Annotated in this window: 23 protein-coding genes; 12 read left to right on the top strand and 11 right to left on the bottom strand. The window is 71.7% G+C overall.

The window, feature by feature from the left end:
* Positions 1-157 precede the first annotated feature (157 nt).
* The 6 genes from A3G1_RS0116305 to A3G1_RS41440 are packed head-to-tail and all read left to right on the top strand — an operon-like array spanning position 158 to position 6,990.
* On the top strand, positions 158-1,654 hold the full coding sequence (locus A3G1_RS0116305; RefSeq protein WP_018350542.1) for a hypothetical protein: 1,497 nt from the start codon (positions 158-160) through the stop codon (positions 1,652-1,654).
* Between the two features lie 35 nt (positions 1,655-1,689).
* Positions 1,690-2,079 (top strand): hypothetical protein, encoded by a 390-nt coding sequence (locus A3G1_RS0116300; RefSeq protein WP_018350541.1) that lies wholly within the window; start codon positions 1,690-1,692, stop codon positions 2,077-2,079.
* The gene (locus A3G1_RS0116295) at positions 2,076-2,639 is read left to right on the top strand and encodes an FHA domain-containing protein (RefSeq protein ID WP_018350540.1); all 564 of its coding nucleotides are present in this window, start codon (positions 2,076-2,078) and stop codon (positions 2,637-2,639) included. Before A3G1_RS0116300 ends, A3G1_RS0116295 begins: the two co-directional genes overlap by 4 nt.
* The gene (locus A3G1_RS0116290) at positions 2,640-3,404 is read left to right on the top strand and encodes a protein kinase domain-containing protein (RefSeq protein ID WP_018350539.1); all 765 of its coding nucleotides are present in this window, start codon (positions 2,640-2,642) and stop codon (positions 3,402-3,404) included. It abuts the gene before it with no gap.
* Positions 3,401-5,227, top strand: a complete 1,827-nt coding sequence (locus tag A3G1_RS35230) for a cation:proton antiporter (protein WP_018350538.1) — start codon at positions 3,401-3,403, stop codon at positions 5,225-5,227. The genes A3G1_RS0116290 and A3G1_RS35230 overlap by 4 nt, the downstream gene beginning before the upstream one ends.
* Positions 5,227-6,990 carry a serine/threonine protein kinase gene (locus tag A3G1_RS41440; RefSeq protein ID WP_018350537.1) on the top strand — a complete coding sequence of 588 codons (1,764 nt, stop codon included), beginning with the start codon at positions 5,227-5,229 and terminating at the stop codon, positions 6,988-6,990. The genes A3G1_RS35230 and A3G1_RS41440 overlap by 1 nt, the downstream gene beginning before the upstream one ends.
* A 58-nt stretch (positions 6,991-7,048) precedes the next feature.
* On the opposite strand, the gene A3G1_RS0116275 is transcribed toward A3G1_RS41440, so the two are convergent.
* Positions 7,049-7,570 carry an FKBP-type peptidyl-prolyl cis-trans isomerase gene (locus tag A3G1_RS0116275; protein ID WP_026212191.1) on the bottom strand — a complete coding sequence of 174 codons (522 nt, stop codon included), beginning with the start codon at positions 7,568-7,570 and terminating at the stop codon, positions 7,049-7,051.
* A gap of 155 nt (positions 7,571-7,725) precedes the next feature.
* Here A3G1_RS0116275 and A3G1_RS0116270 point away from each other — a divergent pair, with 155 nt between their 5' ends.
* Positions 7,726-8,445, top strand: coding sequence for a GntR family transcriptional regulator (locus tag A3G1_RS0116270; RefSeq protein ID WP_018350535.1), 720 nt, complete (start codon positions 7,726-7,728; stop codon positions 8,443-8,445).
* Here A3G1_RS0116270 and A3G1_RS0116265 read toward each other — a convergent pair.
* Genes A3G1_RS0116265 through A3G1_RS0116250 form a run of 4 tightly spaced genes read right to left on the bottom strand, consistent with a single transcriptional unit; the run spans position 8,417 to position 10,887 of the window.
* Positions 8,417-8,908 (bottom strand): anthrone oxygenase family protein, encoded by a 492-nt coding sequence (locus tag A3G1_RS0116265; RefSeq protein ID WP_018350534.1) that lies wholly within the window; start codon positions 8,906-8,908, stop codon positions 8,417-8,419. The two genes, A3G1_RS0116270 and A3G1_RS0116265, sit on opposite strands and share 29 nt — an antisense overlap.
* Before the next feature lie 7 nt (positions 8,909-8,915).
* Positions 8,916-9,914 carry an S-adenosylmethionine:tRNA ribosyltransferase-isomerase gene (locus A3G1_RS0116260; RefSeq protein ID WP_018350533.1) on the bottom strand — a complete coding sequence of 333 codons (999 nt, stop codon included), beginning with the start codon at positions 9,912-9,914 and terminating at the stop codon, positions 8,916-8,918.
* Complete coding sequence (locus A3G1_RS0116255; RefSeq protein WP_018350532.1) at positions 9,911-10,231, bottom strand: hypothetical protein; 321 nt, start codon at positions 10,229-10,231, stop codon at positions 9,911-9,913. The genes A3G1_RS0116260 and A3G1_RS0116255 overlap by 4 nt, the downstream gene beginning before the upstream one ends.
* Positions 10,228-10,887: an SDR family NAD(P)-dependent oxidoreductase gene (locus A3G1_RS0116250; RefSeq protein ID WP_018350531.1), complete on the bottom strand. Its 660-nt coding sequence runs from the start codon at positions 10,885-10,887 to the stop codon at positions 10,228-10,230. The genes A3G1_RS0116255 and A3G1_RS0116250 overlap by 4 nt, the downstream gene beginning before the upstream one ends.
* Before the next feature lie 142 nt (positions 10,888-11,029).
* On the opposite strand from A3G1_RS0116250, the gene A3G1_RS0116245 reads away from it, so the two are divergent.
* Positions 11,030-12,154 (top strand): GAF domain-containing sensor histidine kinase, encoded by a 1,125-nt coding sequence (locus A3G1_RS0116245; RefSeq protein ID WP_018350530.1) that lies wholly within the window; start codon positions 11,030-11,032, stop codon positions 12,152-12,154.
* Positions 12,147-12,782, top strand: a complete 636-nt coding sequence (locus tag A3G1_RS0116240) for a response regulator (RefSeq protein WP_018350529.1) — start codon at positions 12,147-12,149, stop codon at positions 12,780-12,782. The genes A3G1_RS0116245 and A3G1_RS0116240 overlap by 8 nt, the downstream gene beginning before the upstream one ends.
* Before the next feature lie 129 nt (positions 12,783-12,911).
* Here A3G1_RS0116240 and A3G1_RS0116235 read toward each other — a convergent pair whose 3' ends face one another.
* Positions 12,912-13,343, bottom strand: coding sequence for a GNAT family N-acetyltransferase (locus A3G1_RS0116235; protein ID WP_245563510.1), 432 nt, complete (start codon positions 13,341-13,343; stop codon positions 12,912-12,914).
* A gap of 202 nt (positions 13,344-13,545) precedes the next feature.
* Between A3G1_RS0116235 and A3G1_RS0116225 the strand changes: the two genes are divergently transcribed.
* Positions 13,546-14,277 (top strand): SDR family NAD(P)-dependent oxidoreductase, encoded by a 732-nt coding sequence (locus A3G1_RS0116225; protein WP_018350526.1) that lies wholly within the window; start codon positions 13,546-13,548, stop codon positions 14,275-14,277.
* A gap of 22 nt (positions 14,278-14,299) precedes the next feature.
* Here the strand turns inward: A3G1_RS0116225 and A3G1_RS0116220 are convergent, their stop codons facing one another.
* On the bottom strand, positions 14,300-14,959 hold the full coding sequence (locus tag A3G1_RS0116220) for a TetR/AcrR family transcriptional regulator (protein WP_026212190.1): 660 nt from the start codon (positions 14,957-14,959) through the stop codon (positions 14,300-14,302).
* Positions 14,960-15,135: 176 nt separating this feature from the next.
* On the opposite strand from A3G1_RS0116220, the gene A3G1_RS0116215 reads away from it, so the two are divergent.
* On the top strand, positions 15,136-15,918 hold the full coding sequence (locus A3G1_RS0116215; protein WP_018350524.1) for a DUF3050 domain-containing protein: 783 nt from the start codon (positions 15,136-15,138) through the stop codon (positions 15,916-15,918).
* Between the two features lie 9 nt (positions 15,919-15,927).
* Here A3G1_RS0116215 and A3G1_RS0116210 read toward each other — a convergent pair whose 3' ends face one another.
* The 4 genes from A3G1_RS0116210 to A3G1_RS0116195 all read right to left on the bottom strand — a co-directional run bounded on the left by A3G1_RS0116210 (position 15,928) and on the right by A3G1_RS0116195 (position 18,532).
* Positions 15,928-16,767: a PhzF family phenazine biosynthesis protein gene (locus tag A3G1_RS0116210; protein WP_026212189.1), complete on the bottom strand. Its 840-nt coding sequence runs from the start codon at positions 16,765-16,767 to the stop codon at positions 15,928-15,930.
* A 73-nt stretch (positions 16,768-16,840) separates the two neighbouring features.
* On the bottom strand, positions 16,841-17,650 hold the full coding sequence (locus A3G1_RS38650) for a methyltransferase domain-containing protein (RefSeq protein WP_245563519.1): 810 nt from the start codon (positions 17,648-17,650) through the stop codon (positions 16,841-16,843).
* Between the two features lie 87 nt (positions 17,651-17,737).
* Positions 17,738-18,139, bottom strand: a complete 402-nt coding sequence (locus A3G1_RS0116200) for a hypothetical protein (protein ID WP_018350521.1) — start codon at positions 18,137-18,139, stop codon at positions 17,738-17,740.
* 39 nt (positions 18,140-18,178) lie between these two features.
* Positions 18,179-18,532 carry a nuclear transport factor 2 family protein gene (locus A3G1_RS0116195; protein WP_018350520.1) on the bottom strand — a complete coding sequence of 118 codons (354 nt, stop codon included), beginning with the start codon at positions 18,530-18,532 and terminating at the stop codon, positions 18,179-18,181.
* A gap of 123 nt (positions 18,533-18,655) precedes the next feature.
* Between A3G1_RS0116195 and A3G1_RS0116190 the strand changes: the two genes are divergently transcribed.
* The gene (locus tag A3G1_RS0116190; protein WP_018350519.1) at positions 18,656-19,330 is read left to right on the top strand and encodes a VOC family protein; all 675 of its coding nucleotides are present in this window, start codon (positions 18,656-18,658) and stop codon (positions 19,328-19,330) included.
* Positions 19,331-19,332: the final 2 nt, after the last annotated feature.

The raw sequence follows: 19,332 nt of genomic DNA, 5'->3' as shown, positions 1-19,332 counted from the left end.
GGTACGCTCTGGCCCAACTCGTGGTGCACAGCCGCGAAGCTCCAGATTATGGGCAGGTTATTACGGTACGGAGACAAGCCCTTACCTGCGGGTCTCCCGTTCGGTTACTCTTTGCCGGCGCTGGGACGGGTGAGCCCGGCTGCGGGGGAGCTGTGCGGTGGGTGCCACGGGTGATCTCACGCCTGAACTGCTGGCCAGGAGCGTCTGGTCGGACGAGGACATGGCGGCGTACGAGATCCCGTTCAAGGATGTCCCTTTTATTACCATCGGCGGCGGCATCGGGTCGTTCGTCACTGTGGACTATCTGCGGATCGCCGGAGTGCCGGCCTCCGACATCGCCGTGCTCTCCAACATCGGCCACCCCTGGCAGACCTACGAGTACCTCACCCGGGTCTCGCAGATCCCCCGGGCGGAGCGGATCCGCTCGGACTCGTCGAGCCGGCCGGACAACATCTGGGGCTTCCCGTCGTACGCGCTGACGGAGGCCTGGCGGGACAAGTCGGTCAAGCACCTGCTCAACGTGCTCACCGAGCCGGTATTCGCCGACTTCTGGACACCGAGGGCCGGCACGGTCTTCGAGGGCCTGGAACGGGAGGCCGCCCGGATCGGGTACCAGGACATGCTGGTCAAGTGCGCGGTGCGGATGGTACGCAGGCGGGAGGCCGGGGGCTACTTCGTGGTGGGCAGCCCGGAGGGCGGGCCGAAGCGGGTCGTGTACCGGGCGCGGTACGTGCACATCGCCGTCGGGTACCCGGGACTGCGCTTCCTGCCGGATCTCCAGCACTTCCGGGAGCGGTACGGCGACTACGAGCACGTCGTCAACGCCTACGAGCCGCACGAGCACGTCTACGAGTTCCTGAAGACCCGGCCGGGTACCGTCATCGTCCGTGGCAGCGGGATCGTGGCCTCCCGGGTCCTCCAGCGCCTGATCGACGACCGGGAGGCCCACGGCCTCGGTACCCGGATCGTGCATATCTTCCGGACCTACGTCGACGGCCCGCACGGCCCGGTGTTCATGCGGCGCAGGGGCGGCCACGGCTGGGCGTACCAGGGATTCAACTATCCCAAGTCGGTGTGGGGCGGCCAGCTCAAGGCGCAGATGCGCAGGCTGGAAGGCGCGGAACGCGCCGCGCTGTACAAGAAGATGGGTGGCTCCGGGGCGAACACGCCCTGGCGGCGCAAGTGGCAGCGGCAGCTCGCCGCGGGCCGGGCGGGCGGCTGGTACGAGACCAGGAAGGGCACTGTGGACAGTGTCGTGCCCGGCGCGCACGGCCAGCTGGTCAGCACGGTCGGCGGCGAGGAGATCCGCTCGAACTACATCATCGACTGCACCGGCCTGGAGGCAGACATCGCCGAGTCCCGGGTGCTGGCCGACCTGCTGGAGCACGGCGGGGCCGGGCGCAACCCGCTCGGGCGGCTCGACGTCGAGCGGCACTTCGAGGTCAGGGGCACGGCCAGCGGCAAGGGCGCTGTCTACGCCTCCGGCACCGCGACCCTCGGCGGCTACTTTCCCGGCGTCGACACCTTCCTCGGCCTCCAGATCGCCGCGCAGGAGATCGCCGACGACCTGGCCAGGCGCGGGTTCTGCCGCCGGATCGGCCCGGTGCGCTCCACCGCCCAGTGGGTGCGCTGGCTGCTGAACCGCCCGATCTGAGATCTCCGTCTCGTCCCTCCACAGGAGACACCCCGATGCTCCCTCTCCTCTCCGGCCGGATCCAGACCCGGCTGTTCCTGTTAGCCTTGGCCGGTTCGCTGGTCACCCTGCTGCTGGCCCCGCTGCTCCCCGGTCCGGTCAAGGACCATTTCCTGGTACTGGGGGCGGTGGCGCTCTTCGGCGTCGGCTGGGAGCTCGTGTACCACCTGCTGATGCAGTTCCGCTGGGAGAAGGACTGGCCGACACTGTTCGGCCTGGTCACAGCGGTACCGGAGGGGCTGGTCGTCTGGCTGGCCCTCCGACCGGAGCCGCTTGCCTTCTGCCTCCACTTCGGGGCGGTGTGGCTGGCCGTGTGGCTGCTGGCGAACGGGCCGATGCGCGTGCCCTTCCTGCGCTGGCGCTTCCGGGGCGGGAGGCTGCTGTGAACGACGTGACCGAACCGTTCGAGTCGTTCATCCTCATTCCCGGCCTGGCCCAGATCCCGGACGGGCCGACGGAACTGGTCGACGACCGGGCGCTGATCGAGGGCGCGAACTGCAAGCGCGGCCACTTCAACGACCCCAGGGTGCAGTACTGCCAGCTGTGCGGGATCGCGATGATCCAGCAGACCCTGGTCACGGTGGTGGGCCGCCGCCCCTCGCTCGGCGTGCTGCTGTTCGACACCGGCGCGACGTACCGGGCCGACGCCGACTACATCCTCGGCCGCGACCCGGCCCAGGCTCCCGAAGTGGTGGCCGGGGAGGCCCGGCCGCTCAAGGTCACCGACCCGACCGGCGAGATCTCCCGCCGCCACCTGAGGATCAGCCTGTCCGGCTGGCAGGTGCGCGTCGTCGACCTCGGCTCGGCGAACGGCACGACGGTGACCCGGCCCGGCGCCGGGCCCGTGCTGGTCACGCCGGGGGAGCCGGAGCTGCTCGTGCCCGGTACGCGGGTGCAGGCCGGTGAGCGCTGGCTGCGGTACGAGTCGCACCGGAGGGGAAGCTAGATGGAGCGCATCGCCGACTACGAGTTCGTCCGGCCCCTCGGCTCCGGCAACCACGGCCACTACTACCTCGCCCGCCGCCCGGCCCGGCTGCCGGTCGCCGACGAGCTGGTCGCCGTGAAGGTCCTGGCCGGCGGGTCCACACCGGACACCTTCCGCCGGGCGGCCCGCGAGCTGGCAGCCTTCGCAGCCGTCCAGTCCCCGTACCTGGTCAGCCTGTACGACGCCGGCCGGCAGCACGGGGTGTTCTACTACGCCGGCGAGTACCTGCCGGGCGGGTCGCTGGCGGATGCCGCCGCCGGTACGGACGTGCTCCGCGCCGTGGGCCACGCCGCGAGCGCTGCGGCGGCCCTGCACGCGGCCGGGATCGCGCACCGTGACATCAAGCCGGGCAACGTGCTGCTCCACGACTCCGGAGCCAAACTCTCCGACCTCGGGCTCTCCCACGTCTTCACCTCGGGGCTGACCCTGACGGGGATGGGGGAGCTGTCCGCCGTGGAGTACGCCGACCCGGACGTGCTGCACGGCGAGCGGCCCGGCCCGGAGGCCGACGTCTGGTCCCTCGGGGTCCTCCTGCACCGCGTGGTCACCGGCCGTGGTGTGTACGGGGAGCTGCCGCAGGGCAACGGCCTCCTGGCCCTCCGCAAGGTACTCGTCAGCAAGCCGGAGATCGCCGAGTCTCCCGTCGCGGGCCTGGTGGCCGAGTGCCTCGCCCCGGCCACGGAGCGGATCACGGCGGCTGCCCTCGCCGCGAGGCTGCTCCAGTGACCGCGCACCAGGTCGGGCAGCTGCTCCTGGCCCTGGCCGGGATCATCCTGCTCGCCAGGGCTTTCGGCTGGCTGGCCAGGAAGTGCGGGCAGCCGCCGGTCATCGGGGAGATCCTGGCCGGCATCCTGATCGGGCCGACGCTGTTCGGCTCGGCCGTCACCGGCCACCTGCTGCCGGACGGCATCCGCCCTGCGCTGTCCGGGCTGGCCAGCGTCGGCCTGGTGCTGTTCATGTTCATCGTCGGCTACGAGCTGGACACCGGCCTGGTCCGGGGCCGGGTCAGGGTCGCGGTGTCGGTGTCGATCGGCTCGATCGTGCTGCCGTTCGGGCTGGGCTTCGCGCTGGCGCTGTGGCTCGCCGGTCGGCACGGGGTGACCGACACGATCCCGTTCGCCCTGTTCGTCGGGGCGGCGATGTCGGTGACGGCCTTCCCGGTACTGGCCAGGATCCTCACCGACCGGGGCATGCACCGGCTGGAGGTCGGCGGCCTGGCCCTGGCCTCCGCCGCGGTGGACGACGTGCTGGCCTGGACGCTGCTGGCCGGGATCGTCACCCTCGGCGGGGGCGGGGCGGGCTGGCAGATCCTGCTGTCCGTCCCCTATGTCCTGGTGATGTTCCTCGTGGTCCGGCCGCTGCTGGCGAAGCTCGCCGCCGCCAGGGCGAGGGCCGGCCGCCTCACGCCGGACATCCTCGGCGTGATCCTCGCCGGGCTGCTGCTGAGCTGCTTCGCTACCGAGTGGCTGGGCGTGCACGCCATCTTCGGTGCCTTCCTGTTCGGCGCTGTGATGCCGCGTGACGAGGTGCTCCGGCACGAGATCCTCGAACGGCTCGAACAGGTCAGCGTGCTCCTGCTGCTCCCGGCCTTCTTCGTGCTGTCCGGCATGAAGGTCGACCTGTCCACAGTGAACCTGTCGGGCTTCGCCGAGCTGGTCCTGATCCTCGCTGTGGCGATCGCGGGCAAGTTCGCGGGTGCGTACCTGGGCGCGCGGCTCCAGCAGGTCCCGGCCAGGGAGGCCGGGGTGCTCGCCACGCTGATGAACACCCGGGGCCTGACCGAGATCGTGATCCTCACCGTCGGCCTCCAGCTCGGGCTGCTCGACGGCGAGCTGTTCTCGCTGATGGTCGTCATGGCGCTGGTCACGACCGTGATGGCGGGCCCGCTGCTGTCGGCTCTGTACCCGAGGAGCCGGGTCGCGGCCGAGACCACCGCCGCGGACCAGGCCGGGCTGGCCCTGGCTCCCGGCACGTACCGGGTACTGCTCGCCGTGCCGGAGGCCGGCCCCACCCCGGCCCTGGCCCAGCTCGGCGCGGACCTCGCTGGCGGCCACGCGCGGGGTGAGCTGGTACTCAGCGCCCTCCTGCCCTACCGGTCCGGGCTGGAGGTCGGCACCGGCCTGTCCGGCGAGCTGCTGGAGATGACCCGGGTCATGGGCGAGCTGGAGGCCGTCGCCGCCCCGCTGCGCTCGGAGGCCCTGGCGGTGCCGGTGCTGGCCAGGTTCGCCGAGGACCCGGCCGCCGAGCTGGCCCGGCAGGTCGCCGCGACCGGCCCGGACCTGGTGCTCACGACCGGCCAGGTACCCGGCGGTTCCCGGCTCGCCGTCCGGGTCCACGACCTGCCAGGGCACTGGGACACCGTCGTCGTCGACGACCGGGCCGGTCCCGCGGCCAGGGCGCTCGGCGCGGCCATCGCGGCGCAGGTCACGGCCCGCTCGGGCGGGAGCTCCGGGCACCCGCTGGTGATCGGGCCGGCCGGCAGGCAGGATGTGCACCTGAGCGTGCACCTTGGCGGTACGAACTCAACAGGGGAGACAGGGGAGTCATGATGGCGGAGCCGTTGCGGGCGGGTGACCCGGAGCAGCTTGGCGGCTACCGCCTGCTGGGCAGGCTCGGCGAGGGCGGCATGGGCAGCGTGTTCCTCGGGGAGCCTGCCGAGGGCGGGCCGAAGGTCGCGGTCAAGGTGATCCGGGCCGACCTCGTCAGGGAACCGGAGTTCCGCCGGAGGTTCCGCCGGGAGGTCACCCGGGCCCAGCAGGTCCCGCCGTTCTGCACCGCCGAGGTGCTCTACGCCGACCCCGACCACGACACGCCCTACCTCGTCGCCGAGTACGTCAACGGCCCGGCACTGTCCACAGTGATCGCAGAGCACGGCAAGCTGTCCGCCGCCAACCTGCACGGCCTGGCGCTGGGCGTGGCGACGGCGCTCACCGCGATCCACGGAGCCGGCATCATCCACCGCGACCTCAAGCCCGGCAATGTGCTGCTCGCCCCGGGCAGCCCCAAGGTGATCGACTTCGGCATCGCGCGCGGCATGGACCTCACGCAGAGCCTCACCCGGCCGGACCAGGTGATCGGCAGCGTGTCCTACATGGCACCGGAACGCTTCGAGAACGGCCCGCTCACCCAGGCGACGGACGTGTTCGCGTGGGGAGCCGTCGTCGCGTACGCCGGCACCGGCCGCCTGCCCTTCACCAGCGACTCGATGCCCGCCACGGTCGCGAAGATCCTCACCCAGGAACCAGACCTCGGCGAGCTGTCCGGCCCGATCCGTGACCTGGTCGCCGAGGCGCTGGCCAAGGACCCGGAGGACCGGCCCACCGCCCGCGAGCTGGTCGACCGGCTGCTGGCCGGAGGCGGGCCGCCGCGCGCCATGAAGGTACCGGCCGCCGATGCCGGGGCCCGGCCCGCGGCCATCACGCCGGCGATCGCCGACGACGAGCCGACCCGGGTCAAGGGCTCAGCCCAGCCGGCACCGACCACAGTGGCCCCGGCTCCCGCGCCGGAAACCACCGTCGTGAAGACGGGCGGTAGCCGGATGCGCGGGGTGCTCACCGGCGCGATGGTCCTGGCACTGCTGCTCACGACGGGTACCGTCGCCGGCCTGTTGACCGGCGTGATCAAGGTGCCCAGCAACAGCAGCGGCAACGCTGGTACCAGCAACACGCCGACCCCGAAGGCGACGCTCCCCGAACTGGCTCCTGGCGTGCCGGGCGACTCTGAGGAGATCATCAGCGACCCGCTGGCCGCAGAGGGCAAGTGGACCGCCGTCAACCTCCCGGAACGGCCACCCGTCAAGCCGGGCGGCGAGAAGTGGGAGTCCTCGTGTTACTTCGAGAACTCCCAGCTCGTGGCCGAGGCGGAGCAGCCGGACACCTACCGGTGCAAGGGGCCTGACGGCGGCACGGTGCAGAACTTCGGGTCCTATGTCGACGTGACCCTGCTCGAACCGGGCAGCTGCGCGGGGATCTGGTTCCGCTTCAACGGCTCGGCGGGCTACGCGCTGCGGGTGTGCGAGAAGAAGCTCCAGATCGTCGAGCACTCGACCGGGATCACCATCTTCCGGGACTGGCCGCTGGCCACACCGGTCACCGTAGGCACTCCGGTCCGGATCGGCGTGGTCATGGTGAAGGACAAGGTGACCATCTACCGCGACGGCAAACCGGCCCAGTCGGCGAACCTGAACGCCGGATACGTCGTGGGCCGGGTCAACCTCGGGGTCTTTCCCATGTACAAGCCGGGCGACCCGGTGGAGTCGTCGAAGGTGTCCTTCCGCAACATCCAGGTCTGGGAGATCCACACCGTTTCCTGAGTACGGCTGGCAGCACAACGCGCCGGTAGCGGAAGCCACCGGCGCGTTTCTCGTGTACTCAGGAACCGGCGCCGGTGACCTTCACGGCGTCGATGACGAAGACCAGGGTCTCCGCGCCCTTGATCGGCGGGGAGCCCTCCGCGCCGTAGCCCTTGTCCGGCGGGACGATCAGGAGGCGGCGCCCGCCCTCCTTCATGCCGATCAGGCCCTCGTTCCAGCCGGTGATGACCCGGGCCTTGCCGACGTTCTGCACGGGGAACGGCTGGTTGCGGGTCCACGACGAGTCGACGTCCTGCTTGTCGGACCAGGTCTTCAGCTCGTAGTGGGTGTCGACGGTGTCGCCGCGCTTCACCGCCGGGCCCTCGCCGGAGTTCAGGTCCTTGGTCAGGAGCTGGGAGCCGGGCGTGCACCCGTCCTTGATCGTGATCGACGGCCGGCTGCCCGTGGCGCCGGCGACCGTCACATCGTCGATCGTGCAGGGCCGGTTGGCTGCGGCCTTGGAACCCTTGCCGTCAGCGCCTCCGCACGCTGCGGCGCTGGCCAGGACCGTGAGCAGCACGGCAGTCTTAACGATTCGCATACCGGCAGGGTACCGATCCGCCCGCTGGCCGACGGCCACCCGGGGAGATTTTGTACCGCCGGCTGCCGCTCTGTCGCGCTCGCCGCCCCGCGAACGTGCCCAAGGCAACAGCTACCCTGAGTAACGTGTTAGCGAATAGCCCTGTGCGGGATGGCGTGCCTGAGCACGGCAGGGTCCCCAAGTACTTCGCCGTGAAGTCCCGGTTGCAGGCGGTGCTCGCCGAGCTGGGCGAGGGTGCCCCGCTGCCGGCGGAACGGGAGCTGGCCGCCGAGTACGGTGTGTCGCGGGCCACGCTCCGCCAGGCGATCTCGGAGCTGGTCCTCGAGGGTCGGCTGAGCGCCCAGCAGGGCCGGGGCACGTTCGTCGCGGCCCCGAAGCTGATCCAGCCACTGGACCTGGTTTCCTACACCGAGGCGATCCGGGCGATGGGCCGCACGCCCGGCCGCCGGATCGTCACGGCCGAGCGGCTGCCTGCCCCGGCCGATCTCGCCGCCCGGCTGGGCATCGAGCCGGGCGCGGAGGTGATCCACCTCGAACGGCTGCTGCTGGCCGACGGCGAGCCCCTCGGCCTGGAGAGCACGTATCTCCCGGCCGCCCGCTTCCCCACGATCCTCGACGTGCTCGAACCGGGCGGCTCGCTGTACCGGTGCATGACGGAGAAACTGGGCGTCGTCTTCGGCGAGGCCGACGAGCAGATCGAGACGGCGCTGGCCAGCCCGCGCGAGGCCCAGCTGCTCGGGACGAATCCCGCGCTGCCGATGCTGCTCATGCTCCGGTCCACAAGGGACAGCGCGGGCGTGCCGATCGAGCGGGTCAGGTCCCTCTACCGTGGCGACCGGATCGGCTTCATGACGAGGCTGCGCGCGCCCCGCTGACCCGGGCACGGCCCGTCGTCAGCACGAGCCAGACGAGCAGGGCGAAGGCGAGCACCGCCGTGCCGGTACGCAGCTCGTGGAAGGTCTCCCACCGGCTGAGGATCGCCTGGTACCCAGCGGGAGCGCCAGAGACCGCCCAGACCTTGATCTGGCCGTTGATCGGCACGTTGCCGAACCTGGTGATCAGGAACGAGGCGACGACCAGGCCGCAGGCCAGCCCGGCCACGAGGCGCCGGCGGCCACGGGTCTGCACGGCGAGCGCGAGGGCCGCCAGCGCCGCCACGGCCATCGTCGTCTGCATGACCAGCCCGTTGGTCTGCATCAGCGCGGTGTGGAAGGTCAGCCGGACGTCGAGCGGCACCGCACGGAACCCGGCGACCAGGTTGACGGCTCCGTAGCCGAACGCGCCGGCCAGCAGGCCCGCCGACAGGAGCGCGACGCCGGAGGTGACGCGGAGGAGCATGGCGCCATCATACGATCAGGTGCAGGTCGCCGAACTCGTGCCACAGGTACCCCTCGCCGAGCGCCGCGGCGTAGGAGCGCCCCAGCCGGTCGGGCCCGGCGATCGCGGCGAGCATGTCCAGATGGGAGGCCCGGGGCTCGTGCAGGCCGGTCAGCAGGCCGGTAACAGCGCGGACGCCGCGCTCCGGGGTGACGACGAGATCCGTCCAGCCGGCCGAGGGTTCCACCCGGCCGCCGGGGCCTGCGGCGCTCTCCAGCGCCCGGACGGCCGTGGTGCCCACCGCGATCACCCGGCTGCCCCGGTGGCGTGCCTCGTTGACGACGTGCGCGGTGTGGGCGGAGACGGCGAAGCGCTCCGGGTACGGCCGCTCGTGCGCCTCGGGGGACGCGACCCCGGTGTGCAGCAGGATCGGCGCGAACTGCACGCCTCGCGTCACGAGCCGGGTCACCATCCGGTCGGTGAAGGGACGGCCGGCGCTGGGCATCTCCGCGCTGCCAGGCTCGGTACCGAAAATGGTCTGGTAGAACGACAACGGCCAGGACCTGGGCACGTAGCCGTAACGGATCGGCTGCCCGTGCCGGCGCAGGTAGGCGGTGACCGGCGGACCGCCAGTGTCCACTGTGGCGTGCCACAGCCTGCCCCGGCTGAACGGCCGGGTGAAGGTCACCGACCCGCCGCCCGCCAGCGGATAGCGCCCGGCCGCACCGGGATCCTGCCCTTCGCCGGACCGCAGCTCGGCCAGCCAGGTCCCGTCCGGCAGCTCCGTCGAGAAGTGCACGCTGAGGCCGGTGCCGGGCACGGGCACTGCGGCTGGCAGCGTCGCCGAGGTGTTGACCACGAGCACGTCGCCGGGCCGGAGCAGGCCGGGCAGCTGGGCGAAGTGGTGGTGGCTGATGTCGTCGCCATCGGTGACCAGCAGCCGCACGCCGTCCCTGGCCAGCCCGCGTGCCTCGGGCGGGTCGTGCGCTTCGAGCTCGGCTGGCAGGGCGAAGTCCAGTACCGTCATGTCTTCTCGCTCCAGATCATCAGGGGCAGGCCACCGGGCGAGGCGAACTCGAACCCGTAGTGGCCCCGGGAGTATCGGTGCGGGGAAACGCCGAGCCGGGCCGCGGCCGCGTCCACCTCGGCCGCCGAGGCGACCTCGAAGGCCAGCGGGGCCGGGTCCGGCTGCTCGTCAGTCGCCAGCTCGACGAACACGGGCATCGGCGTGCTCAGCACGAGCCCCTGCCGCCAGCTGTCCACCGTGGTCAGGCCGAGGTCGTGCAGGAGTGTGGCGTCGAGGCTCGCGACCCTGTGCGGCAGCCACAGCGCGCGGGGTCTCATGCCAGCCTGATCCGGCCCGAGGACGGCCGGCCGGTCAGGAGGGCGAGGATCGCCGGTACGACGGTCTCCGGGAGCGGCCGGTCGCTGATGTCCTCGCCGGGGAACGCCTCCTGGTACATCTGGGTGCGCATGTCGCCGGGGTCGGCGGCCCAGATCCGCACGCCGGGTTCCTCCGCGCCCATGACGCGCATGGCCTGGTCGAGCGCTGCCTTCGCCGAGCCGTAGCCGCCCCAGCCCTCGTAGGCCTCCACCGCGGCGTCCGAGCTGAGGCTCAGCAGCGCGCCCTCGCTCTGCCGCAGCAGCGGGAGCGCCAGCTGGGCGAGCGCGATCGGGGCCAGGACATTGATCTCGTACACCTCGCGCAGCGCGCCCACCGGATACTCGGCCATGCTGGGCAGCGGGCTGACGCCGAGAGTCCCGGCGTTGTTGACCAGCAGGTCCAGCCCGCCCAGGTCCCGGGCGGCGCCGATCAGGCGTTCCCGGTGCGCGGGGTCGGCCACGTCGCCGGGGATCGTGACCCCGAGCGGCCCGGCGGCGTCGTGGAGCGCCTGGGCCCCGCGTGCGGTGAGGACGAGTTTCCAGCCCGCGTCGTTGAGCCCCCGGGCCAGTGCCAGCCCGAGCCCGCGGGAAGCGCCAGTGATGATCGCGACGGACATTTTCCGTACCTCCTTCGTCTGCCTCGACGCTATGACCGCCCGCAGCCCGCGCCATCGGCCCAGAGCCAGGCTGGGTCTACTCCGCTGGGCCTAGGACCACGGGCCGATCCGGGCGCGCCCCGGCGGCCTATACGGTGGGGGCATGACGGAACTCGACCGGAGTGAGCTGCGCGAAGTCAGCGCGGCGGTGCTCGCCGTGACGGCGCACCTGACGGTCAGGGAGGTCCTGCAGACGATCGTCACGTCGGCCAGGAGGCTGCTCGGCGCTGACTACGCCGCGCTGGGGGTGCCGGACCAGGCTGGTTCCTTCGCCGAGTTCGTCGTCGACGGGGTCAGCGAGGAGCAGTGGGCTGCCATCGGCCCGCTGCCCCGGCAGCACGGGCTCCTGGGTGTACTGCTCAGCGATCCGCACCCCGTCCGGCTCGGCAACATCCAGGAGCACCCCAGGTTCGAGGGCTGGCCTGCCGCGCACCCCGCCCTGACCGGCTTCATCGGCATGCCGATCACCGACGGCGGCGACATCCTCGGCGGGCTCTACCTGGCCAACAAGCCGGGCGGCTTCACGGCCGCCGACGAGGAGCTCCTCCGGCTCCTGGCGGCCCACGCCGCGATCGCCCTGGTGAACGCGCGCCTGTACGAGCGCGGCCGCGAACTGTCCATCATGGAGGAACGCAACCGGATCGCCCGCGAGCTCCACGACGCGATCTCCCAGAAGCTCTTCAGCCTGCGCCTGACGGCAGAAGCCGCCGCGACGCTGCTGGAACGGGACCCGGCCAGGGCCGCCTCGGCACTCGGTACCGTGCGGCAGCTCGCCGCCGAGGCGACCGGCGAGCTACACGCGATCGTGTCCGGCCTCCTCCCGCCGGAGCTGACCGGCGACGGGATGGACCTCGCGCTGCGCAAGCACGTCGAGCTGCTCGACCGGGTACACGGCGCGGCGTTCACCTTCGCCAGCACGCCGCTGCCCCGGCTCCGGCCAGCCCAGCAGGAAGCCGTGTACCGGATCGCGCAGGAAGCCCTGCACAACGCCGTCCGGCACGCGCACGCGTCCACCGTGGACGTACGCCTCACCGGCCTCGGCGCGCTCGTCGTCCTGCGGGTCGCCGACGACGGGGCCGGTTTCGACCCGGGCGAGGCCGGCCAGGCCTCCCGCCGCCTCGGCCTGGCCTCGATGCGGGAACGGGCCCGCTCGGCGGGCGGCCGGCTCACCATCGACTCCGGGCCGGGCGGGACGACCGTGAAACTGGAGGTACCGGCCGATGCCTGACGACGGCCTGATCCGGGTACTCATCGCCGACGACCATCCCGTCGTCCGGCAGGGCCTGCGGACCTTCCTCGAACTCCAGGACGACATCACGGTCGTCGGCGAGGCCGCCGACGGGGACGGCTGCGTCGCCGTGGCCGAGGAGACCCGGCCCGACGTGATCGTTCTCGACCTGAGGATGCCCGGCTCCGACGGGGTGGCCGCGCTGCGCGGGCTGGCCGGGAAGCAGAACCCGGCCCGGGTGCTCGTCGTCACCAGCTTCACCGACCCGGCAACTGTGCTGCCGGCGGTGCGGGCCGGCGCGGCCGGGTACGTCTACAAGAACGTCGAACCGGCCGCGCTCGCCTCAGCCATCCGCGCTGTCCACTCGGGGCACATCCTGCTCCCGCCGGACGTGGCGCGGCTGCTCGCCAGCGGCGAACCCCAGGTACCCGGCCACAAGCTCACCCCGCGCGAGAGCCAGGTCCTCGTCGAGGTCGCCCGTGGCCACTCCAACCGGGAGATCGCCCGCGAGCTGCACCTCGCCGAGAAGACCGTGAAGACCCACGTCAGCGCGATCCTCGCCAAGCTCGGGCTCGCCGACCGCACCCAGGCCGCCCTGTACGCCGTCCGCAACGGCTTCCTGGACTAGCTGGTAACTAGCAGGTCGCGGGCTGCTGGAACGTGACGGTGGTGCTGTGCGTCCCCCACGAGCCGGAACCGTCGCTCACGCCGCCGGCCCGCGCCCATCCTTTCGACGACCATCACAACGTTGTACCCGCTACGGGGCCTCCGGCTCCCACAGCAGCATCTGGCGGTGGTGGCTGAAGCCGTTGCGCAGGTAGAAGTCGACGGCCCGCCGTCCGGAGTGGACGGTCACGTGCAGCAGGCCGCGCTCACGGGCCTCGGCCAGGATCGCGGCCATCAGCGCCGCCCCGGCCCCCTGGTTGCGGTACTCCTCGCGGACCATGACCGACTGGACATCGCCGTAGAGCCGGTCGAAGGAGTCTCCGCCCGGTACCCGTCCGGCGATGTGCAGCCAGGCTGATCCGACGATCCGCCCGTCGGCTTCGGCGACGAACGGCAGGTGTGTCCGGGCGTGGTCAGCCACCCAGCTGGCGAACTCCCCGAGCCTGTCCCCGCCGATGTCCCGCAGCTCAGCGAGGGCCGCCACATCCGCTATGTCCGCTGTACTCGCTCTCCGTACGATCACGCGACGGAGTCTAGGTGAACCGCAGCCGGCACCAGTCACGTTCCCAGGCGCCGCCTCGTCGACAGCCCTGCACGCCCTGAACCACTACCTGGACCGTGCCGACGGCGGCGGGCCGGACGACACGTGGAACCTGCTCGCCGCAGCGGTCCTGGCCGGAGCCGGGCTCGTGTTCCGGGTCAGGCAGCGGAGGTAGGGTTCGGGCATGACTGACCAGGTGACAGTGGTAACTGGCGGGAGCAGGGGCATCGGGGCGGCCATCGTGCGGCGGCTGACAGCCGAGGGGCACGCCGTCGCGATCGGGTACGCCTCCGACCAGGCGGCGGCTGAGCGGCTGCGCGCGGAGGTCGGAGAAGCCGGTGGGCGGTGCGTGACCGTCCAGGGCGACACCACTGTGGAAGGTGACGTCGCCCGGCTGTTCGAGGCGGCGGCGACGCTCGGGCCGGTCACCGGGCTGGTCAACAACGCCGGCATCACCGGGAAGCTCGGTGCACTGGCCGGCCAGCCGGTGGCCGACATCCGCCGTGTCATCGAGGTCAACGTCTTCGGGTACCTGTTGTGCTCGCAGTACGCGGCGCGGGTGCTGCCGGCCGGTGGCGCGATCGTCAACATCTCCTCTGCCGCTGCGACGCTGGGCAGCCCGGGGGAGTACGTGCACTACGCGGCGAGCAAGGCCGCCGTGGACGCGATGACGATCGGGCTCTCGAAGGAACTCGGCCCGGCCGGGATCCGGGTGAACGCCGTCGCGCCCGGCACCATCTACACCGACATGCACGCCGCGATGGGCGACCCGGCCCGGCCGGACCGCATCGGGGCCACGACCCCGCTGGGCCGCTCGGGGCAGCCGGAGGAGATCGCCGGGGCGGTGGCCTGGCTGCTGGGGCCGGACGCCTCGTACACGACGGGCACCGTGCTGCGGGTGGCCGGCGGCCGCTGAGCACGCGTCACCGGACCAGGCGTCACCGCAGCCGGCGCCGTCCGAGCTGGAGCTGCGCCCGGAGTACCTGTCGCGGGCGCAGCGGCGGGGCCGGCAGCGGGTGGGCGGCGCTGGCCCGGTAACCGTCGAGGGTGAGCGCCAGGTAACGCCGCCAGGCGTCCGGGTTGATGGCGTACGTCGCCTCGCTGACCCGGGAGAGCGCCCAGACGATGAAGGCCAGGTCCTCGGCCGTGACGTCGGCGCGCAGGCTGCCCTCCGCCTGGGCGCGCTCCACGATCCGGCTGCCGAGGTCGTAGGCGCGCTTGCGGGCGGCCTCGATGCCCGCGTGCTGGAACCGCATCGACGCGATGTCGTTGAAGGCGAGATCCCCGGCCTGGAGTTCGCAGATCCGCTCCAGGAAGTACACGAGCCCGTCCCAGGCCGGCTCCATCACGACAGCGGTCTCGGCGGCCTTGATCCAGGCGCGTTTCTTGTCGGCGACGACTGCCGTGACGAGGTCCATCCGGGCCGGGAAGTGGCGGTACAGCGTGCCGATCGCCACCCCGGCGCGGCGGGCGACGCCCTCCAGCGCCGCGCTCAGCCCCTCCTCCGCGAAGGCTGCCTTGGCCGCGGTCACGAGTGCGGTCCGATTACGGCGCGCGTCCTGGCGGAGCGGCCCGGCTGGTGTCCTGCGAGTTGCCATGCGCGGCAGCATACAAGCGGAGGCCACTCTCCGGATAACCCTCGAAAATGGAGGGACGCCTCACTTTAAAGTGGAGAACCGCCGCTCCAGGCCATTGCGAGCCCGCCAGAAACGCGCCTAGCCTTACGTGAATCCATCAGGAAGTCAGCCCTAGGCCAATCCAGGGAGGGTCAGCCATGTCCCGGTACGAGTGGGATCAGTCGCACGAAGGCATCAGCCAGCTGAAGGAGGCTGTCGCCGCCGCACGGTCGAACGTGATCACCCATGACATGTACGCACGGCTGAAGTCACACGAGGCCATCGTGACGTTCATGGAGCACCACGTGTACGCCGTCTGGGACTTCATGTCGCTGCTGAAGTCGCTCCAGCGCAGCCTGACCTGCGTCGACGTCCCGTGGGTGCCGTCAGGGCCGGTGTCGAGCCGCCGCCTGATCAACGACATCGTCCTCGTCGAGGAGAGCGACGACCTCGGTGACGGGTTCATCAGCCACTTCGAGCTCTACCTGCGGGGGATGGAGGAGGCCGGGGCGGACACGTCGGTCATCGGGTCCTTCATCGACCTGATCCGGAACGGCACCCCGGTGACGGAGGCGCTCACGGCGGTAGCGGTACCGGAGCCGTCCGCCGGTTTCGTGCGCAGCACCTTCGCGTTCATCCAGGAGTCCCCGCTGCACTGCCAGGCTGCAGCCTTCGCCTTCGGCCGCGAGGACCTCATCCCCGAGATGTTCCAGCAGGTCGTCGACGTCAACGAGAACACAGGCAAGCTCGGCCTGTTCGTGGACTACCTGCGCCGCCACATCCAGGTCGACGACGAGGAGCACACGCCGATGGCCATGCAGATGCTGGCCGACCTCTGCGGCGACGACCAGCAGAAGTGGCAGGACTGCGTCGAGGCCGTCACCTCCACCCTCGACGCCCGCACGCGCCTCTGGGACGGCATCACCGCAGCCCTGCCGTAAGGATCAGTACTACTGGCTGATCGCGACGGCCTGGCCGGCCACGTCGACCCGGCCGTCGGGGCGGACGCCGACCCGCAGCAGGCTCGGGCGGCCCATGTCCTCGCCCTGGTGCAGCGTGAGCTCGGCACCGGGTGCGGCGAGGCCGAGGTCGCGCAGGTACCCGCCGAAGGCGGCGGCAGCCGCGCCCGTCGCCGGGTCCTCGACGATGCCGCCGGGCGGGAACGGGTTGCGGACCCGGTACACCGCCGGGGACTCGCGCCAGGCGAGCTGGAGCGTGACCCAGCCGCGCGCGACCATGAGGTCCCGGAGCGCGGCGAAGTCGTAGTCCAGTGCGGCCAGGCGGGCCCGGGTACGCACGGCCAGCACGAGGTGGAGCGCCCCGGCGTAGGCGACCCTGGGCGGCAGGGCCGCGTCGAGGTCAGCCCGCGCCCAGCCGAGTGCGGCGAGGGCTGCGTCGACATCGGCGTCGGCGGCCGGCTCCGAGCGGGTCGGGACGCTGGTCAGGACGGCGGAAGCCTGGCGGTCACCGTCCACAGTGGTCTGGATGCGGATCTCGCCGGCCTGGGTGTGGAAGGTCAGCTCGCCCGGGCCGTCGCGTTCGGCCAGGGCCACGGCCGTCGCCACCGTCGCGTGCCCGCAGAACGGGACCTCGATCTCGGGGCTGAAGTACCTGGCCTGGTACGCCCGGGGGCCGGCCGGGGTCAGGAACGCCGTCTCCGAGTACCCGACCTCCGCCGCGATGGCCAGCATCCGGTCCTCGCCGAGCCCCGTGGCGTCGAGCACCACCCCGGCCGGGTTGCCCGCGCGAGGGGAGGAGGTGAACGCCGCGTACCGAAGAATCTCTGTCATGCCCGGAACGTTATGCACCCAGCGTGACGCTGTCTCGGGCCAATCCACGACAACTGGCCTGCGTCACACTCACTTAGCGGGCGACGTACTGGCGCGGCACGCGCGGGGCCGGCCTGCGCCCCCAGACCTGGAAGGTACGGGGCAGGGCGAGGATCACGGCCGGGTCCTCGGTGAGCGCGGCCAGCGCCCGGCCGATCTCCAGCACCTCCCCGGCGGTGGTCAGCCCCTCGCTGAGCGCGGCGGCCGAGATGTTACGCCAGGTGAGGGCGTGGACGAGCTTGCCGGTGCCTTCCAGGTGCGCCGGGTGGGCCAGGCTCAGCCGGACGTCGGCCAGGCCGGCCTCGCGCATCAGGGCCGGCAGCTTCGGGCCCGTCCTCGGGTCGCCGCCGCGCCGCTCGTGGAGCTGGGCGTGGATCTCCCAGTACCGGTCGAAGGCCGGGTGCGGCGGGTAGCAGAACGCCCCGTCCCAGTCGAGGTCCTCGACGATGACCAGCCCGCCGGGCACGGCGGCCGCCGCCATCCTCGCGAGGACCTCGCCCCGGCCGGGGAGGTGGCTGAGCAGGAGCCGGGCGTAGACCACGTCGTACGCGCCCTCGGGCAGGTCGTTCGCGTCGCCCACCCGGTACTCCACGTTGTGCTGGTGCCGGGTGTCGCGCCGGGCCAGCTCCAGGATCTCGGCGTCGATGTCGATCCCGGTCACTGAGCCGAGCGGGCCGACGGCCTGCGCGAGCTCGCGGGTGGCGTGGCCGCCGCCGCAGCCCAGGTCGAGGCAGCGCGCGCCGCGGCGTACCCCGGCGGCGGCGAGCAGGGTCAGCGTCGCCGCCTGGTACGCGCAGTGCAGGGCGTCGAGGCGCTGCTTGCCCGCCAGCCCGCCGAGGATCATGTAGCTCACGCCACCACGATAGCCAGCGATCCACAGTAGACAACGCCTCGTGCCCGGCAATGCATAGAACTGTGTCTATCTCGATACTCAGCGGGTGGAGCTGGCGGCCAGGCCCGGCTCCGCCGCCGAGCGCAGCCCGAGGAACTGGAGCCCGGCGAACCCGCCCACGGTCAGGGCCTGGAGCACGACCCACACGCTCCCGGCGGTCGTCGTGTCGAGCCCGCCGGCCAGCAGCTCGGCGATGCTGGCGACCGTCCACAGCCCGTTCACCGCGACCACCGTCCAGGTCGCGGCGCGGCTGATCGCCGCTGGGAGGGAGACCAGCATGACGGCGGCGCCGTACAGAATCAGGAGGATGCCGAGCGCTCGCAGGAGGCCGGCACTGGGGCCGAGCAGCTCGTGCAGTGGCCCGGCGAAGGCCAGATACGCCAGGCCGTTGCCGGTGGTGACGACCGAGTCGAGGCGCAGGGCGGTGCGGAGCAGCTTCATGAGGGGAGTGTCCTTTCTGGGGAACGGAGAGGGAAGGAGTTACGCCGGGACCTTGTCCAGGAATCCGTGTACCGAGACGATCCGGCCGGCCTCGTCGAGCACCGCGACGTCCGAGCCGATCACGACCGGCTCGCCACCGGCCGGGCCGAGGCCCCACTGGAAGCGGACCAGGTTGTGGTGCGCGTCGGCCGTGCCGACCTGGCTGAACACCAGCCCGGCGAACTGGCCCTGCACCGCGCCGATCACCGCGCCGAGCGCCTCGTGGCCGGCCACGTCGACGATCGGGTCGACGTAGGTGACCTCGGGGGCGAAGGTCTCGGCGATCCGGGCCTCGCGCTCGGCGGCGGGAGCGTTCCAGGCTGCCAGGTAACCCTCGACGATGTTCGCGTTCATGATTTCCGTCCTCTTTGTTTGCTTTTCGCTGTCTTTCTGACAGGGAGAACGTTACGGAGCTTCGAGCGCCCCGGAATCAGTCACGCATCAGTACTGTCGTAGGTCGCTGCTAGCGTGCGCGGCATGACCGAACGGGTAAGTCCACAGCAGTTCCACGAGACGGCTGGCCTGGAAGACTGGCGGGTGCTCGGCGACGGGGCGGCAGCCTGCTTCGCGACCGGGTCCTTCGCGGCCGGAGCGCGGTTCGTCCAGGCCCTCAGCGACCTGACCTCCGCCGGGGGCAGGCAGCCCGACGTCGACCTGCGGCCGGAGGCCGTGACGGTCCGCCTGATCACCCTCACGGACACCTTCTTCGGCATGACGAAGGACGACGTGGCCCTGGCGCTGGAGATCTCCGCGCTGGCCCGTGCGCTGGGCTTTCCTGCCGACCCTTCGTCGGTGCAGTGTGTGCAGGTCACGCTCGACGCGCTGTCGGGGCCGGAGGTGGTGGCGTTCTGGCGTGCGCTGCTCGGCTACACGCACCGGGCGGGCAGCCCCGAGGACCTGGTCGACCCGCGCGGCCGCAGCGGCCCGTTCTACTTCCAGCAGATGGACGAGCCCCGTCCGCAGCGCAACCGGATGCACATCGACCTCTGGGTGCCCTACGACCAGGCCGAGGCCCGGATCGCCGCCGCCCTGGCCGCTGGCGGGCGCCTGGTCAGCGCGGAGTACGCACCGGGGCACTGGGTGCTGGCCGACCCCGAGGGCAACGAGTGCTGTGTCGGCACGGCGGGCTGGATCGGCCCAGTACCCTCTTGATC

Origin of the sequence: Longispora albida DSM 44784, from assembly GCF_000379825.1 — a bacterium.
Taxonomy (GTDB): domain Bacteria; phylum Actinomycetota; class Actinomycetes; order Mycobacteriales; family Micromonosporaceae; genus Longispora; species Longispora albida.
Note: the sequence above shows the minus strand (reverse complement) of the source record. Positions and strands in the feature narration are given on the sequence as shown.

What these genes read in the sequence shown, in the direction of transcription:
- A3G1_RS0116300 (WP_018350541.1), top strand. Translation starts at nt 1,690, where the DNA reads ATGCTCCCTCTCCTCTCCGGCCGGATCCAGACCCGGCTGTTCCTGTTA.
- A3G1_RS0116290 (WP_018350539.1), top strand. Translation starts at nt 2,640, where the DNA reads ATGGAGCGCATCGCCGACTACGAGTTCGTCCGGCCCCTCGGCTCCGGC.
- A3G1_RS41440 (WP_018350537.1), top strand. Translation starts at nt 5,227, where the DNA reads ATGGCGGAGCCGTTGCGGGCGGGTGACCCGGAGCAGCTTGGCGGCTAC.
- A3G1_RS0116275 (WP_026212191.1), bottom strand. Translation starts at nt 7,570, where the DNA reads ATGCGAATCGTTAAGACTGCCGTGCTGCTCACGGTCCTGGCCAGCGCC.
- A3G1_RS0116265 (WP_018350534.1), bottom strand. Translation starts at nt 8,908, where the DNA reads ATGCTCCTCCGCGTCACCTCCGGCGTCGCGCTCCTGTCGGCGGGCCTG.
- A3G1_RS0116260 (WP_018350533.1), bottom strand. Translation starts at nt 9,914, where the DNA reads ATGACGGTACTGGACTTCGCCCTGCCAGCCGAGCTCGAAGCGCACGAC.
- A3G1_RS0116255 (WP_018350532.1), bottom strand. Translation starts at nt 10,231, where the DNA reads ATGAGACCCCGCGCGCTGTGGCTGCCGCACAGGGTCGCGAGCCTCGAC.
- A3G1_RS0116250 (WP_018350531.1), bottom strand. Translation starts at nt 10,887, where the DNA reads ATGTCCGTCGCGATCATCACTGGCGCTTCCCGCGGGCTCGGGCTGGCA.
- A3G1_RS0116245 (WP_018350530.1), top strand. Translation starts at nt 11,030, where the DNA reads ATGACGGAACTCGACCGGAGTGAGCTGCGCGAAGTCAGCGCGGCGGTG.
- A3G1_RS0116240 (WP_018350529.1), top strand. Translation starts at nt 12,147, where the DNA reads ATGCCTGACGACGGCCTGATCCGGGTACTCATCGCCGACGACCATCCC.
- A3G1_RS0116225 (WP_018350526.1), top strand. Translation starts at nt 13,546, where the DNA reads ATGACTGACCAGGTGACAGTGGTAACTGGCGGGAGCAGGGGCATCGGG.
- A3G1_RS0116220 (WP_026212190.1), bottom strand. Translation starts at nt 14,959, where the DNA reads ATGGCAACTCGCAGGACACCAGCCGGGCCGCTCCGCCAGGACGCGCGC.
- A3G1_RS0116215 (WP_018350524.1), top strand. Translation starts at nt 15,136, where the DNA reads ATGTCCCGGTACGAGTGGGATCAGTCGCACGAAGGCATCAGCCAGCTG.
- A3G1_RS0116210 (WP_026212189.1), bottom strand. Translation starts at nt 16,767, where the DNA reads ATGACAGAGATTCTTCGGTACGCGGCGTTCACCTCCTCCCCTCGCGCG.
- A3G1_RS38650 (WP_245563519.1), bottom strand. Translation starts at nt 17,650, where the DNA reads ATGATCCTCGGCGGGCTGGCGGGCAAGCAGCGCCTCGACGCCCTGCAC.
- A3G1_RS0116200 (WP_018350521.1), bottom strand. Translation starts at nt 18,139, where the DNA reads ATGAAGCTGCTCCGCACCGCCCTGCGCCTCGACTCGGTCGTCACCACC.
- A3G1_RS0116195 (WP_018350520.1), bottom strand. Translation starts at nt 18,532, where the DNA reads ATGAACGCGAACATCGTCGAGGGTTACCTGGCAGCCTGGAACGCTCCC.
- A3G1_RS0116190 (WP_018350519.1), top strand. Translation starts at nt 18,656, where the DNA reads ATGACCGAACGGGTAAGTCCACAGCAGTTCCACGAGACGGCTGGCCTG.